12 protein-coding genes are annotated in these 13,045 nt (G+C 68.0%); 10 read left to right on the forward strand and 2 right to left on the reverse strand.

The window, feature by feature from the left end; all coding sequences use genetic code 11:
• Positions 1–14 precede the first annotated feature (14 nt).
• The 7 genes from atpD (at position 15) to L687_RS29410 (ending at position 8,310) form a co-directional block, all read left to right on the forward strand.
• Positions 15–1,469 (forward strand): F0F1 ATP synthase subunit beta, encoded by a 1,455-nt coding sequence (atpD, locus tag L687_RS29380; RefSeq protein WP_017830989.1) that lies wholly within the window; start codon positions 15–17, stop codon positions 1,467–1,469.
• A 2-nt stretch (positions 1,470–1,471) separates the two neighbouring features.
• The gene (locus L687_RS29385; RefSeq protein WP_017830988.1) at positions 1,472–1,732 is read left to right on the forward strand and encodes a F0F1 ATP synthase subunit epsilon; all 261 of its coding nucleotides are present in this window, start codon (positions 1,472–1,474) and stop codon (positions 1,730–1,732) included.
• 76 nt (positions 1,733–1,808) lie between these two features.
• Complete coding sequence (locus L687_RS29390) at positions 1,809–2,555, forward strand: YaaA family protein (protein WP_021199377.1); 747 nt, start codon at positions 1,809–1,811, stop codon at positions 2,553–2,555.
• Positions 2,556–2,700: 145 nt separating this feature from the next.
• Entirely contained in the window at positions 2,701–3,531 is an 831-nt protein-coding gene (locus L687_RS43000) for a DUF5684 domain-containing protein (RefSeq protein ID WP_052514688.1), read from the forward strand.
• A 104-nt stretch (positions 3,532–3,635) separates the two neighbouring features.
• Positions 3,636–4,619: an aldo/keto reductase gene (locus L687_RS29400; RefSeq protein ID WP_021199378.1), complete on the forward strand. Its 984-nt coding sequence runs from the start codon at positions 3,636–3,638 to the stop codon at positions 4,617–4,619.
• Between the two features lie 84 nt (positions 4,620–4,703).
• Positions 4,704–5,501 carry a PP2C family protein-serine/threonine phosphatase gene (locus L687_RS29405; RefSeq protein ID WP_021199379.1) on the forward strand — a complete coding sequence of 266 codons (798 nt, stop codon included), beginning with the start codon at positions 4,704–4,706 and terminating at the stop codon, positions 5,499–5,501.
• Between the two features lie 124 nt (positions 5,502–5,625).
• Positions 5,626–8,310 (forward strand): FtsK/SpoIIIE domain-containing protein, encoded by a 2,685-nt coding sequence (locus L687_RS29410; protein WP_167540697.1) that lies wholly within the window; start codon positions 5,626–5,628, stop codon positions 8,308–8,310.
• A gap of 141 nt (positions 8,311–8,451) precedes the next feature.
• Here L687_RS29410 and L687_RS29415 read toward each other — a convergent pair whose 3' ends face one another.
• Entirely contained in the window at positions 8,452–9,447 is a 996-nt protein-coding gene (locus L687_RS29415; RefSeq protein WP_031207106.1) for an asparaginase, read from the reverse strand.
• 67 nt (positions 9,448–9,514) lie between these two features.
• On the opposite strand from L687_RS29415, the gene L687_RS29420 reads away from it, so the two are divergent.
• Positions 9,515–10,009, forward strand: coding sequence for an OsmC family protein (locus L687_RS29420; protein WP_021199382.1), 495 nt, complete (start codon positions 9,515–9,517; stop codon positions 10,007–10,009).
• Positions 10,010–10,025: 16 nt separating this feature from the next.
• Here the strand turns inward: L687_RS29420 and L687_RS29425 are convergent, their stop codons facing one another.
• Positions 10,026–10,823, reverse strand: coding sequence for a lysophospholipid acyltransferase family protein (locus L687_RS29425; protein WP_021199383.1), 798 nt, complete (start codon positions 10,821–10,823; stop codon positions 10,026–10,028).
• Positions 10,824–10,946: 123 nt separating this feature from the next.
• Between L687_RS29425 and L687_RS29430 the strand changes: the two genes are divergently transcribed.
• Together L687_RS29430 and dxr are read left to right on the forward strand one after the other, a co-directional pair.
• Positions 10,947–11,909 (forward strand): FKBP-type peptidyl-prolyl cis-trans isomerase, encoded by a 963-nt coding sequence (locus tag L687_RS29430; protein ID WP_021199384.1) that lies wholly within the window; start codon positions 10,947–10,949, stop codon positions 11,907–11,909.
• A gap of 36 nt (positions 11,910–11,945) precedes the next feature.
• Positions 11,946–13,028 (forward strand): 1-deoxy-D-xylulose-5-phosphate reductoisomerase, encoded by a 1,083-nt coding sequence (gene dxr, locus L687_RS29435; RefSeq protein WP_021199385.1) that lies wholly within the window; start codon positions 11,946–11,948, stop codon positions 13,026–13,028.
• Positions 13,029–13,045 lie beyond the last annotated feature (17 nt).

The raw sequence follows: 13,045 nt of genomic DNA on the forward strand, positions 1-13,045 counted from the left end.
GGAAAGAGACGAAAATGACCCTCACCGCTCCGGCTGACCAGCCGGCGACCGCGGTCGTCGGGCGCGTCGCACGCGTCAACGGTCCGGTTGTCGACATCGAGTTCCCTCATGACTCGATCCCCGACATCTACAACGCGCTGAAGACCACGATCGCGATGGGCGAAGAGTCCACCGAGATCACGCTCGAGGTCGCTCAGCACCTCGGCGACGACCTCGTCCGCGCCATCGCGCTGAACCCGACCGACGGCATCGTCCGCGGCCAGGAAGTCCGCGACACCGGTGAGGCCATCTCGGTCCCCGTCGGCGACGTGACCAAGGGCAAGGTGTTCAACGTCATCGGCGAGGTGCTGAACCTCGAGCCCGGCGAGACCATCGAGGTCACCGAGCGCTGGCCGATCCACCGCAAGGCCCCGAACTTCGACCAGCTCGAGTCCAAGACTCAGATGTTCGAGACCGGCATCAAGTCGATCGACCTCCTCACCCCGTACGTGCTGGGTGGAAAGATCGGTCTGTTCGGTGGAGCCGGTGTCGGTAAGACCGTCCTCATCCAGGAGATGATCCAGCGCGTCGCGCAGGACCACGGTGGTGTGTCTGTGTTCGCCGGTGTCGGTGAGCGCACCCGTGAGGGCAACGACCTCATCCACGAGATGGAAGAGGCGGGCGTCTTCGACAAGACCGCCCTGGTGTTCGGCCAGATGGACGAGCCGCCGGGAACGCGTCTTCGCGTCGCCCTGTCGGCTCTGACGATGGCGGAGTACTTCCGTGACGTGCAGAAGCAGGACGTTCTGCTCTTCATCGACAACATCTTCCGCTTCACGCAGGCCGGTTCCGAGGTCTCCACGCTGCTGGGCCGCATGCCCTCCGCCGTGGGTTACCAGCCGAACCTCGCCGACGAGATGGGTGTGCTCCAGGAGCGCATCACCTCGACGCGTGGTCACTCGATCACCTCGCTGCAGGCGATCTACGTGCCCGCCGATGACTACACCGACCCGGCTCCGGCGACGACGTTCGCCCACCTCGACGCGACGACCGAGCTCTCTCGTGAGATCGCCTCGAAGGGTCTGTACCCGGCCATCGACCCGCTGACCTCGACGTCGCGCATCATGGACCCCCGCTACTTGGGCGAGGACCACTACCGCGTCGCGACGACCGTCAAGCAGATCCTCCAGAAGAACAAGGAGCTGCAGGAGATCATCGCCATCCTGGGTGTCGATGAGCTCTCCGAGGAAGACAAGATCGTCGTGTCGCGTGCACGTCGCATCCAGCAGTTCCTCTCGCAGAACACCTACATGGCCAAGAAGTTCACGGGCGTCGAGGGTTCGACCGTCCCGCTGAAGGAGACCATCGAGTCGTTCGACGCGATCACCCGCGGTGACTTCGACCACGTGGCCGAGCAGGCCTTCTTCAACGTCGGTGGCATCTCCGACGTCGAAGAGCAGTGGGCGAAGATCCAGAAGGAGAACGGCTGACCATGGCGCTGCATGTCAGCCTCGTCTCCGCTGATGCGGAGGTCTGGACGGGAGAGGCGAGCCTCGTGGTCGCCAAGACCGTCGAGGGTGAGATCGGCTTCATGACCGGCCACGAGCCGGTGCTGGCCATCCTCGCCGAGGGCCAGGTTCGCATCACCCAGTCGGATGGCACCAAGGTGCTGGCCAACGCGCAGGACGGGTTCCTCTCGATGGAGGGCGACACCCTGACGATCGTTGCCGGCAACGCGGCTCTCATCGCCTAGCAGTTCCTGTTTCACGCGTCCGCCTCGGCACCCGCACGGGTTCCGAGGCGGACGCGTCTGTATCCACCGAGGTTCCATGAAGATCCTGCTCCCTCCGTCGGAGACCAAGCATGAGGGCGGTGAGGGGTCCCCGCTCGATCTCGCGTCGCTGGCACTCCCGTCTCTGAACGAGCGGCGCGCCGCTGTCGTCGAGGCGCTGATCGACCTCGCTGCCGACGAAGAGGCTGCCCGTCGGGTGCTCAAGCTGAGTGCTCGGCAGAGCGGCGATATCGCGCACAACAGGGCGCTTCGCTCCGCTCCCACGATGCCCGCGATCGACCGGTACACGGGAGTGCTGTTCGATGCGCTCGATGCCCGATCGCTCTCCGTCGCGTCCCGTCGATGGCTGGGTGCCCATGTCTGGATCCACAGCGCTCCGCTGGGACCGGTGGGCGCGCTCGACGCGGTCCCGACGTATCGGCTGGCCGCCGGCACCTCCGTCCCCGGGCTTCCCGCGCTTCGGCGGCATTGGGCGGAGGCCACCTCTGCAGCGATCGCGGAGGCGGATCCGTCGTTCGTGCTCGACCTGCGGAGTGAGGCGTACGTCGCGCTGGGGCCCGTGCCGGACTCCGTCTCCTCCGCTTACGTGCGGGTCGTGACGGAGCACGGGAGGGCCCTCAATCACTTCAACAAGAAATCGAAGGGTGCACTCGTCCGGGCGATTGCCGAGGATCGACCACGGGTCGGTTCCCTTCGCGGTCTTCGGCTCTGGGCGGAGAAGCGAGGGATCATTCTCCGCGATGGCGCACAGCCGGGCGTGCTGGAGCTCGTCGTCGACGAGTGAGCAGGGGATCGGCCGGGTGCGCCGTGCGTCCACGCGCGACCACGAGTCGAACGCGCCCGACGGCGTAAGAGACATGCGCGCGTACCCCGGGAAGCGCTAGTGTGTTCAGCGCATGATGCCGCATCATGACTTTCTGGAGGGAACCATGAACGACTACTACGGCTATGACGGCCTGTCAGGCGGAGCGATCCTCGCGCTGACCCTGGTCTACACGATCCTGCCACTCGCCATCTACGCACTCTACTCGTGGTTCTACATGAAGATCTTCGAGAAGGCGGGAGTGCAGGGGAAGTGGCGTGCGTGGGTGCCCGTCTACAGCACGATGATCTTCTACAAGCTCGGCGATCTGAGCCCTTGGCTCGTCCTCTACCTGATGGGTGCCGGTATCCTCGGCGCGATCATCCCGTTCCTCGGGTGGTTCCTGATCCTCCCGCTCGTCGGCATCGCGGGTCGCGTGGTCGACCTGATCGCCGCCTGGCGCGTCGGGCTGAAGCTGCAGAAGGACGCCGTCTGGGTCGTCCTCTACTTCTTCCTGCCTCCGGTGTGGCTCGGCATCAACGCGTTCGACAAGTCGCGCTGGAACCCGAGCATCCAGCCCGCTTCCTGGGCTGCCAACGGTCTGCTCGGCGACCGCACCGCGTGGGAGGGCATCCCCGCTCAGACGTCGGCCGCGGCGCCGCAGCCCGGTTACGGTGCTCCGCAGGGCTACGCGCAGCCCGGACCGCAGGGATACGCGCCTCCCGCGCAGCCGGGGTACGCACCGCCCGCGCAGCCCGGCTACGCACCTCCCGCAGGCCCTGCAGCTCCGGCGACCGGTGCCCCGGTTCCGCCGGTGCCGCCGACCACGCCGCCGGCGCCCCCTGCGGCACCGCCCACGGCTCCGCCCGCACCGCCGACGGCTCCGCCCGCTGCTCCGCCGGCTCCTCCCGCAACCCCGGCGTCACCGCCGACCGATCCCACACAGCCTCCGGCGTGATGGTCTGACGGTGTGACCTTCTGACACAGAGCCCCCGACCTCGGTCGGGGGCTCTGTGCTGTTCCGAGTGGTCGTCTATCCGCAGCGGCCGCTAACGTGGGGGCATGGTCTCGTCCCAGCGCCGTGTGGGTGCCTCCGGTCTTCTCGTGTCCGCCACCGGCCTCGGCTGCAACAACTTCGGGCGCGCGGGGACGAAGACGGAGAGTCTCGCCGGCACGCGCGAGGTGCTGGATGCGGCTCTTGCCAACGGCATCACCTTCCTCGACACCGCCGACATGTACGGAGCAGCAGCGGGGGCGAGCGAGCTGCTGATGGGCGAAGCCCTCGAGGGACGCCGCGACCGTGTGGTGCTGGCGACGAAGTTCGGACACGAGCGCGACATGGGTTACGCGTTCCCCGCTGCCCGGGGTTCTCGTCGCTACGTGCGTCGGGCCGTCGAGGAATCGCTGCGCCGGTTGCGCACGGACTGGATCGATCTCTATCAGCTGCATCTCCCCGATCCCGAGACGCCGATCGCGGAGACCACGGATGCCCTCGATGAACTCGTGCGCGAGGGCAAGATCCGCTACTACGGGCACTCGAACTTCGCCGGGTGGCAGATCGCCGAAGCGGAGTTCACGACGAGGGCGCGATCGAGTGGCAGGTTCATCTCGGCTCAGAACCACTACTCCCTGCTGGCTCGGGCGGCGGAGCGGGAAGTGCTGCCGGCGGTGGAACGCTACGAACTCGGCTTCTTCCCGTACTTCCCCCTGCACAACGGCCTGCTCACGGGGAAGTTCACTCGCGACGGCGGGCCGCAGCAGAGCCGGATCATGTCGACACGGCGCCACGTGTGGGAGAGCGCACCGTGGGACGCCCTGGATGCATTCCGCGATTTCTGCGATGAGCGCGGCATCACGATGGTCCAGGCGTCGTTCGGCTGGTTGCTCTCGCATGCGGCGGTCTCCAGCGTGATAGCGGGCGCGACCTCGGTGCAGCAGGTCGAGGCGAACGCAGACGCGGGGGAGGCCTGGCGCCCCGACGCGGCCGAACTCGCCATCATCGATGATCTGTTCCCGCTGCCGGCCGATCCGGGTGCCAGGGTGTGATCGAGGTGCGCGTGACTTCTACTACGATGTGTTGTGAGTATCCTGCGACCGTCCGACCCGCCGCAGGCCCATCGGAGGCAGCACGTGGCTGAGACGAAGACGCACCGCGTCACGGTTGCGCAGCGCCCGCTGCTGCTGTCGTGGTCCGGGATCACCGATCAAGGCCGACGCCGGGAGACGAATCAGGACGCGTTCCTCGCCGACTATCCGCTGTTCATCGTCGCTGACGGAATGGGCGGTCATGCCGGCGGCGAAATCGCGAGTCAGAGCACGGTGGCCCGGTTGCAGGCCGTCGTCTCCTCGGGCAAGGTCGACGGACCGTCGATCGAGAACGCGCTCGAACTGGCTGTCGGAGACATCGCGGAGCATCCCGAGACCACCGACGAGGGCACGGGGACCACGCTCACGGGGGTGTACTTCGAGACCGATGGGGACGAGCCGCACTGGACCGCACTGAACATCGGCGACTCCCGCGTGTATCTCCTTCGCGACGATCGACTGGTCCAGATCACCACCGATCACTCGGTCGTGCAGGAACTGATCACAGCGGGCAAGCTCAGCCCGGAGGAAGCTGAAGGGCACCCCTACAGCAACGTGATCACGCGTGCCGTGGGGGCGAGTGAGCTCACAGCTCCCGATTACGTCTCCATCGACGTGCGTCCCGGTGACCGATTCGTCATCTGCTCGGACGGCCTCACCAAGGAACTGACCGACTACGGGATCCAGCATTTCCTCCGGGAGCACGACGATCCGGGTGCCGCGGTGGACGCGATGCTTGCGGCGGCGTTGGAGAACGGCGGTCGCGACAACGTGACCCTCATCATCGTCCAGGTGGCGGCAGAGGACGACTCGTCCTCCCCAATCGAGAACACCGCGGAGTAACGCTCCAGCGCTGTGCACAGCCCTGTTTCACGGGCCGTGATGCGGTCCACTGGATTCCATGGAATCCCCTCCGATCGTGCTTCCCGCGGCTCCGGCAGCGTCGCCTCGCGCTCCACTGCCTTTCATGGCCGCCCTCGTGCCGGTGGCCACGGGAGTGGTGATGTGGTTGGTCACCGGCTCCCTCCTCGCGCTCTGCTTCGCGGCATTGGGGCCGTTGATGATCGGCGCCTCACTGCTCGACGCGACACGTACGCGGCGCCGTGAACGCCGACGAACCGAGCAGCAGCTCGAAGCCGAGTGGGTTGCGGCGGAAGCGGATCTGGTCCAGCGTCAGCAGGACGAGCTCGAAGCCCTGTGGCAGCGGTGGCCCGACGCCGCGACCTGCATCGCACAGGCGCCCCTGCGCGGCGCTCAGGGAGTCGACGCGACGACTCCGATCGTCATCGGTGCCGGCAACACGACGAATGCGGTCCGCTGCACCGGCGCGGATGACGCGCGCGGGCGGGACTTCCGTGAACGATGCCGTGTCATCGCGGACGCGCCGGTCTCCGCGCCGATCGGTGGGGGGATCTGTCTTCGAGGTGCGCGGCCTGTGGCCGAGGCGGCAGCGCGCGCTCTTGTCGTGCAGCTGTGTCTGCGGTTCGGCACCGGCCAGCTGTCGCTGATCGGCATCGATCCGGAAGACACTGATCTCGCTGACCACGGCCTGGCGAGCCTGCCCCACGCCCGGAGTGCGCGGCGTGGTGCTTTCCGGATCGGGCTCGGTCCTGCGGCGGGCGTCCGGGGGGACGCGGACGCCCTGATCGTGTTGACCGCGGTGGGGGAGGATGTCCCGGCGGGAATCACGACGGTCATCGACATCGTCGAACCTCGGCGGGCGACGCTGCGCACTCCGACAGGTAGCCAGCCAGTCGCTGTCGAGTGCCTGTCGCGTGCCCAAGCGGAGACCGTCTCCGCGGAGCTGGCGCGTCGGGACGACGAGACGGATGCGATCCCCGACGCGGTGCTGCTCTCCGAGCTCGAGCAGACCTCGGCCGGAGGCGGGCTCGTCGCGACCATCGGCCGAGGCGAACGCGCGAACATCACGGTCGACATCGTGGGAGACGGACCGCACGCGATCGTGACGGGGATGACGGGGACCGGCAAGAGCGAGCTGCTGGTCAGCTGGGTCACTGCGATCGCCACGGCGCACGGCCCGGACGAGGTGACGTTCGTGCTCGCCGATTTCAAAGGCGGAACGGCTTTCGAACCCCTGAGCGCACTGCCTCAGGTGGCCGCCGTCATCACTGATCTCGACGATCAGGGTGCAAGACGAGGCGTCTCCAGCCTGACCGCCGAGCTGCGACGTCGAGAGAGGGTGCTGGCCGCCGTCGGGGCGCGCGACGTCAGCGGTGTGTCGATGCCCCGGCTGATCATCGTCGTCGACGAGTTCGCGGCGCTTCTGACCGAGCACCCCGAGCTCGGTGCGGTCTTCATCGATATCGCTGCCCGTGGCCGCGCCCTCGGGATGCACCTGATTCTCGGGACACAGCGTGCTGCCGGGGTGATCAGAGACGCCCTGGCTGCGAACTGCCCCCTTCGCATCAGCCTGCGCGTCGGCGACGCCGCCGACAGTCGGCTCGTGATCGGTACCGATGCTGCCTCCGCGCTCACGGGAGACGTCGGTTCCCGCGGTCTCGGCTTGCTGCGTCGACCATCCGACCAGGAACCCGTCGCGATGCGCATCGCCCTGACTGAGGCTTCCGATATTCGTGGTGTCGGTCTGCGGTGGGCGGCAGCGGGCGAGTCATCCAGCCCGTGGCTTCCCCCGCTTCCGGCCATCCTGCCGATCGCCGAACTCGTCACGGAGGCCGAAATCCTCCCCGATGCGATCATCCTCGGTCGCGCCGATGACCCTGATCGCCAGGCGCAGCCGCTGGAGATGCTCCGGCGCGGAGAGGAACGGGGGCTGGTGGTGCTGGGCGCCCCCGGATTCGGTAAGACCTCGGTGCTGAGAGCGGTCGCGGCGCAATGCGATGACGCATTCTGGATGCCCGACGATCCCGAGGGTGCCTGGGACGTGCTCGCCGCATGGGTCGAGGGCGGGAAGCGTCCGCCCTCGGTCGTCCTGATCGACGACGTGGATGCGATGCTGGCTTCCCTGCCGGCCGAGTACGCGCAGCAGCTCGTCCACCGCTGGGAGCGCGTGCTTCGGGCGAGTCCGGACACCACCTTCGTTCTGACGGCCACCAGGGCGAGCGGGGCGTTGGGACGTGTACTCGATCTGGTGCCCCGTCGGGCGCTGTTGCGGATGCCGACGAGACTCGAGCATCTGGCGGCCGGCGGAGAGGCATCGGGGTTCGTGCGCGACCGCGTACCCGGGCGCGCCGTGATCGGAGATCGCGAGGTGCAGTTGGCGTGGGTCGACGAGGGCCGATGGCTGCCGCAGGCAGCGCAGACACCACGGTGGACGCCGTCGTCTGCGATCACCGCTGTCGTCAGTGCCGGCACCGATACGGTCATCGCCGCTCTTCACGACGCGCACCCCGCATGCGAGGTGGTGGCGGCAGGATCTGAGTCGACTTCGCCGGGAACACGCTGCATCGTGGTCGCCGACGCGGAGACCTGGCAGCGGAACTGGTCGCTGTGGCAGCGCATCAGATCGGCAGGCGAGGTGCTCATCCGATGTGAACATCCCGGCGAGCTCCGGCAACTGATCGGCGCGCGGGAGCTTCCTCCGTATGCACACCCGCACGCAGGCCGGGCCTGGTCGGTCACCGGCTCCGGTGCGCCGAAACGTGTCCACCTCGCCGAGCTGTCGCCTCGGTGAAGCGTTGCCCTGAGAAGCGATGCCCTGAGAAGCGTTGCCCTGAGAAGCGTTGCCGTGAGAAGCGTTGCCGTGCGGAGACGTTGTCGTGAGGAGAAGGCGCCGCGAATCGACGCTCGGCGACGAGGAACGCCGCCGCGGGCGTCAGACTCCTGCGCCGGGTCGGATGGAGCCGACGTTCTCCCCACCGCCGAGCACGGCGAGCGGAAGTGCGTCCGCGAGCGAGGCCACGTCGGCATCGCTCAGCCCGCCCGCCCGAGCGAGCAGGGTCGCGGCAACGATCGTCGAGGCTCGAGTGGCGCCGTCGAGCATCTTCAGCGCCACGGTCGTGCCGTTGGGGGCGACCATCACCATCACGCCCTCGGCGCCGTACTTGGTGAACACGCCGAGCCTCTCGGTCGCGATCGTGTCGGGGCGGCCCGGACCCTCGATCGTCCAGGGGTTCTCCCGCACGGCGCGGACCAGGGAACCGGCCACGCGGTGGAGGGCGAAGGGCGAGCGGTCGGAGGCGGTGCCGATGCGGTGGATCGCGCGTGCCAGGCCGGTCAGCGTCATCGCATGGACCGGCGCACCGCACCCGTCGATAGCGGTGTGGGCGATCTTCTCGCCAGTGAGGCGCTCGATGACGTCGCGGATGTGCTGTTGCAGTGGATGGGTCGGGTCGAGGTATCCGTCGGTCGGCCAGCCCGTCGCCACGCATGCGCGGAGCATCGCGGCGTGCTTGCCGGAGCAGTTCATGCGCACCCGGGTCGGCTCGCCGTGCTCGCGGACGAGCTCGTCTCGCGACGCCGAGTCGCTCGGCCACGTGGCCGGGCAGCGGAGGTCGTCTTCCGTCAGCCCGCCCTCGGTCAGGATGTCGCGTACCACTGAAGCGTGACGGTCGGTGCCGACGTGACTGGCCGTGGAGAGCGCGAGCTGCTCGCCTTCGAGGACGGCACCTGCGGTGATGCAGGCGATCGCCTGGAGAGGCTTGAGGCTGGATCGCGGCAGGATCAGCGCATCGGCATTTCCATGGCGACCGACGATGTCCCCGTCGGGGGAGAGCACGACGGCCGCGCCGGCGTGGCGGGATTCGACGAATCCGCTCCGCTCGACGACGGCGAGTTCCACGGAATCCTGAACGGTGAGAGTCTCCTGCACCCGTCAACTCTAGCCCGGGGCGTGCGGCGTCTCGCGTCGTGTCGGAGGAGCCTGACAGACTGAGCAGATGGCAGAGACGACCACGCGCACGCTCGGCGAACACCGCTACGCGCTCACCTCGACGTGGACCGGCAACACCGGCACCGGGACGACCGGATACCGGGACTACCGGCGAGACGTGACGATCGAGGTCGAGGGGAAGCCCGATCTCCTCGCCTCGGCAGACAAGCCGTTCCGCGGCGATCCCTCACGATGGAATCCGGAGGACCTGCTGCTCGCCTCCCTCTCCGAGTGCCACCTGCTGTCATACCTGCACGCGTGTGTGACCGCGGGCGTCGTCGTGGTGTCCTATCGCGACCAGGCCAGCGGGACGATGCGCGAGGACGGTGCGGGGGGCGGATCGTTCGTCGAGGTGATGCTGCGGCCCGAGGTCGTCGTCGCCGAGGCCTCGATGATCGACGCAGCAGAGCGCGCCCACGCCCAGGCGAACGAGTGGTGCTTCATCGCGAACTCGATGAACTTCCCCGTACGCCACCAGGCGACGGTCACAGCCCTCGCCTGAGTGGGGCTCACAGGCCTCAGCGACGCTCGTGCGGGAGGGCCTGCTTGATCTTCTCGATGGCACCTTGCGCCGGTGCCTCGTTGTACGCGCCGGCGAGCTCCTGGCCGGAGAGACCGTGGATCGCCGCCATGATCTGATCGGTGGCGAGACGACGTGCCCGTCCACTGGTCGCGGGCCCGTGCGGCGAGAGGTCGAGCGGCTCGCCGAAACGCACGGTGATGCGCTCCTTGAGGGTGGGGATCTTCGCTCCCACCGGCATCACCTTGTCCGTGCCGATGAGGCCGACCGGCACCACAGGGGCGCCCGTCTGCAGAGCGAGGAACGCGACGCCCGTGCGGCCTTTGTAGAGGCGGCCGTCGGTCGAGCGGGTCCCCTCCGGATACAGGGCGACGGCGAGACCTTCATCGAGGAGCTGGCGTTGCAGGTCGAGCGCGTCCAGCGCGGCTTGTCCGGCACCGCGTCGCACCGGGATCGCGCCGATCGATTCGAAGAAGGTCTTGCTCATCCAGCCTTTGAATCCGGTGCCTTCGAAGTACGTCGACTTCGCGAGGAAGTGGACGGGACGAGGGGCCGCGACCGGGATCGCGATCGAGTCGATGAATGACAGATGGTTGCTCGCGAAGATGACGGGACCGGTCAGCGGCACGTTGTCGCGCCCCTCGATCCGAGGGCGGTACACCAGACGGGCGAGTGGCGTGATGAGGCTGCGGCCGAGCGTGTAGGCGAACCCGGCGTGGCGAGGCTTCGCAGTCTCCTCTGACGAGGATCCCTCTTCTGACGAGGATTCGGGCTCGACGGACTGCTCAGAGGTCATCAGAGCAGATTACTCCCGGATCCATGCCGGGGTGGGAATGAAGAGTTGCGCCGCGCCTCCCAGCGCGAGCAAAGGGGTATGGGGCAGGATGGAGTTTCCTGCCCGCGATCCCGAGGTCTCACTGTGCGCAAGCGTCCGCTCATCGTTCTGTCCACCGTCGCCGCGGCGACCCTGCTGCTGGCGGGTTGCGCCGGTGGTGGAGCCCCGGAGAGCTCCGGCACCCCGTCGCCCTCCGCATCGAGCACGTGCCAGCTGGACGCGAAGTCCGGGGATACCTCGGACGCGGTCGTCGTGGAGGGGGAAGGGGCAGACACCACCGTGACGGTCCCGGCCGATGCGCCGTTCGCCGGCGTCGAGAGGACCGTCATCTCCGAGGGAGACGGAGACGACGTCGTGGTCAATGACCTGGTGTCCGTCGAGTACCAGATCGTCGACGCGACCAACAATCAGGTGCTCGACTCGTCGGCTCGTGGTGAAGGCGGTGTGCTGCCCGTTCTCCTCGACACCAACCAGTCCTCGCTCTTCGTCGCGGCGCTCGAGTGCAAGCCGGTCGGCTCGCGCATCGTGCTGACTCTTCCCGGAAAGGTCCTCGGCGAGGGCGCCAACAACGTGGTCGTCTACGCCGAGGCCGTCGAGCAGCTGCCCGAGGTGGCGACGGGAACGCCGGTCGACCCGACTCCCGGCATGCCGACTGTCAAGCTCGACGACAAGGGCGCTCCGACCGTGACGATCCCGGACGGCGACGCGCCGACAGAGACCCAGGTCGCCGTCCTCAAGCAGGGTGACGGTGCGACGGTCGCCTCCGGTGACCTCGTCGTCGTGCAGTACCTGGGCGTCAAGTGGTCCGACGGCAAGGAGTTCGACTCCAGCTGGAGCCGCGACGCCGCGCCCGCGCAGTTCCAGACCACCGGCGTGGTCGCGGGCTTCCAGAAGGCCCTCGAAGGTCAGAAGGTCGGCTCACAGGTCATCGTCGTGATGCCGCCGTCCGACGGATACGGTGCGAGCGAGGGACATGAGCTCCAGAAGGAGAGCCTCGTGTTCGTCGTGGACATCCTGGCGACGACACCGGTCCAGGCGCAGCAGTAGCCGCTGGGTGCCGAGGGCGTGACCTAGGCTGACGGTATGCGTCGCGTCATCGTCCTCGGCTCCACCGGTTCCATCGGCACCCAGGCACTGGATGTGATCCGTGCCAATCCTCGCCGATTCGAGCTGGTAGGTCTCGCTGCCGGGTCCAACGCCGAGATGTTGGAAGCGCAGGCCGCACAGTTCCAGGTCGAGTCGACCGCTCTCGGCGCGCTCGAGGCCGAGCAGCTGGTCCGTGACGTCGAGGCGGACGTGGTGCTCAATGCCATCACCGGCTCGATCGGACTGGGCTCGACGCTCGCGGCGCTAAAGGCGGGACGCGTGCTCGCTCTCGCGAACAAGGAGTCCCTCATCGTCGGCGGCGACCTGGTCCTCGCCGCCGCCGCTCCCGGTCAGATCGTCCCGGTCGATTCCGAGCACTCGGCTCTCGCGCAAGCGCTCCTGGCCGGTACCCATGCCGAGGTGCGCCGCCTCGTGGTGACGGCGTCGGGCGGGCCGTTCCGCGGTCGCAGCCGCGCGCAGCTGACCGAGGTCACTCCGTCCGAGGCTCTCGCGCATCCGACATGGGACATGGGACGGATGGTCACGACCAACTCCGCGACCCTTGTCAACAAGGGACTCGAGGTGATCGAAGCGCACCTGCTGTTCGACGTCGCCTACGACGACATCGAGGTCGTGGTGCACCCGCAGTCCATCGTGCACTCGATGGTCGAGTTCATCGACGGTTCCACGATCGCACAGGCCTCCCCGCCCGACATGCGTCTGCCGATCTCCCTGGGTCTGGACTGGCCGCACCGCGTCGGTGGCGTCGGACGGCCCCTCGACTGGTCATCCGCCACTTCCTGGACGTTCGAGCCGCTCGACGCCGTGGCGTTCCCCTCCGTCGCACTCGCGAAGGCGGTGGGCCGCGCCGGCGGCACGTTCCCTGCTGTCTACAACGCCGCGAACGAACAAGCGGTCGACGCGTTCCACGAGGGACGGCTCTCGTTCCTCGGCATCGTGGACACGATCGCTCGGGTCGTCGACGCGCACGATGCGCCGGACGCCCTCACCGTCGAGACGCTCGCCGAGGCCGAGGCGTGGGCGCGCTCGACGGCCGATCGGATGATCGCGGCGCTCTGATCGGGGACCAGGGCGGA

The sequence above is a fragment of the Microbacterium maritypicum MF109 genome, assembly GCF_000455825.1.
GTDB classification, from domain to species: Bacteria; Actinomycetota; Actinomycetes; order Actinomycetales; family Microbacteriaceae; genus Microbacterium; species Microbacterium maritypicum_A.

Excerpts from the sequence above, each read along its gene's own strand:
- atpD (WP_017830989.1), top strand. The coding sequence starts at position 15 with ATGACCCTCACCGCTCCGGCTGACCAGCCGGCGACCGCGGTCGTCGGG.
- L687_RS29385 (WP_017830988.1), top strand. The coding sequence starts at position 1,472 with ATGGCGCTGCATGTCAGCCTCGTCTCCGCTGATGCGGAGGTCTGGACG.
- L687_RS29390 (WP_021199377.1), top strand. The coding sequence starts at position 1,809 with ATGAAGATCCTGCTCCCTCCGTCGGAGACCAAGCATGAGGGCGGTGAG.
- L687_RS43000 (WP_052514688.1), top strand. The coding sequence starts at position 2,701 with ATGAACGACTACTACGGCTATGACGGCCTGTCAGGCGGAGCGATCCTC.
- L687_RS29400 (WP_021199378.1), top strand. The coding sequence starts at position 3,636 with ATGGTCTCGTCCCAGCGCCGTGTGGGTGCCTCCGGTCTTCTCGTGTCC.
- L687_RS29410 (WP_167540697.1), top strand. The coding sequence starts at position 5,626 with ATGGCCGCCCTCGTGCCGGTGGCCACGGGAGTGGTGATGTGGTTGGTC.
- L687_RS29420 (WP_021199382.1), top strand. The coding sequence starts at position 9,515 with ATGGCAGAGACGACCACGCGCACGCTCGGCGAACACCGCTACGCGCTC.
- L687_RS29425 (WP_021199383.1), bottom strand. The coding sequence starts at position 10,823 with ATGACCTCTGAGCAGTCCGTCGAGCCCGAATCCTCGTCAGAAGAGGGA.
- dxr (WP_021199385.1), top strand. The coding sequence starts at position 11,946 with ATGCGTCGCGTCATCGTCCTCGGCTCCACCGGTTCCATCGGCACCCAG.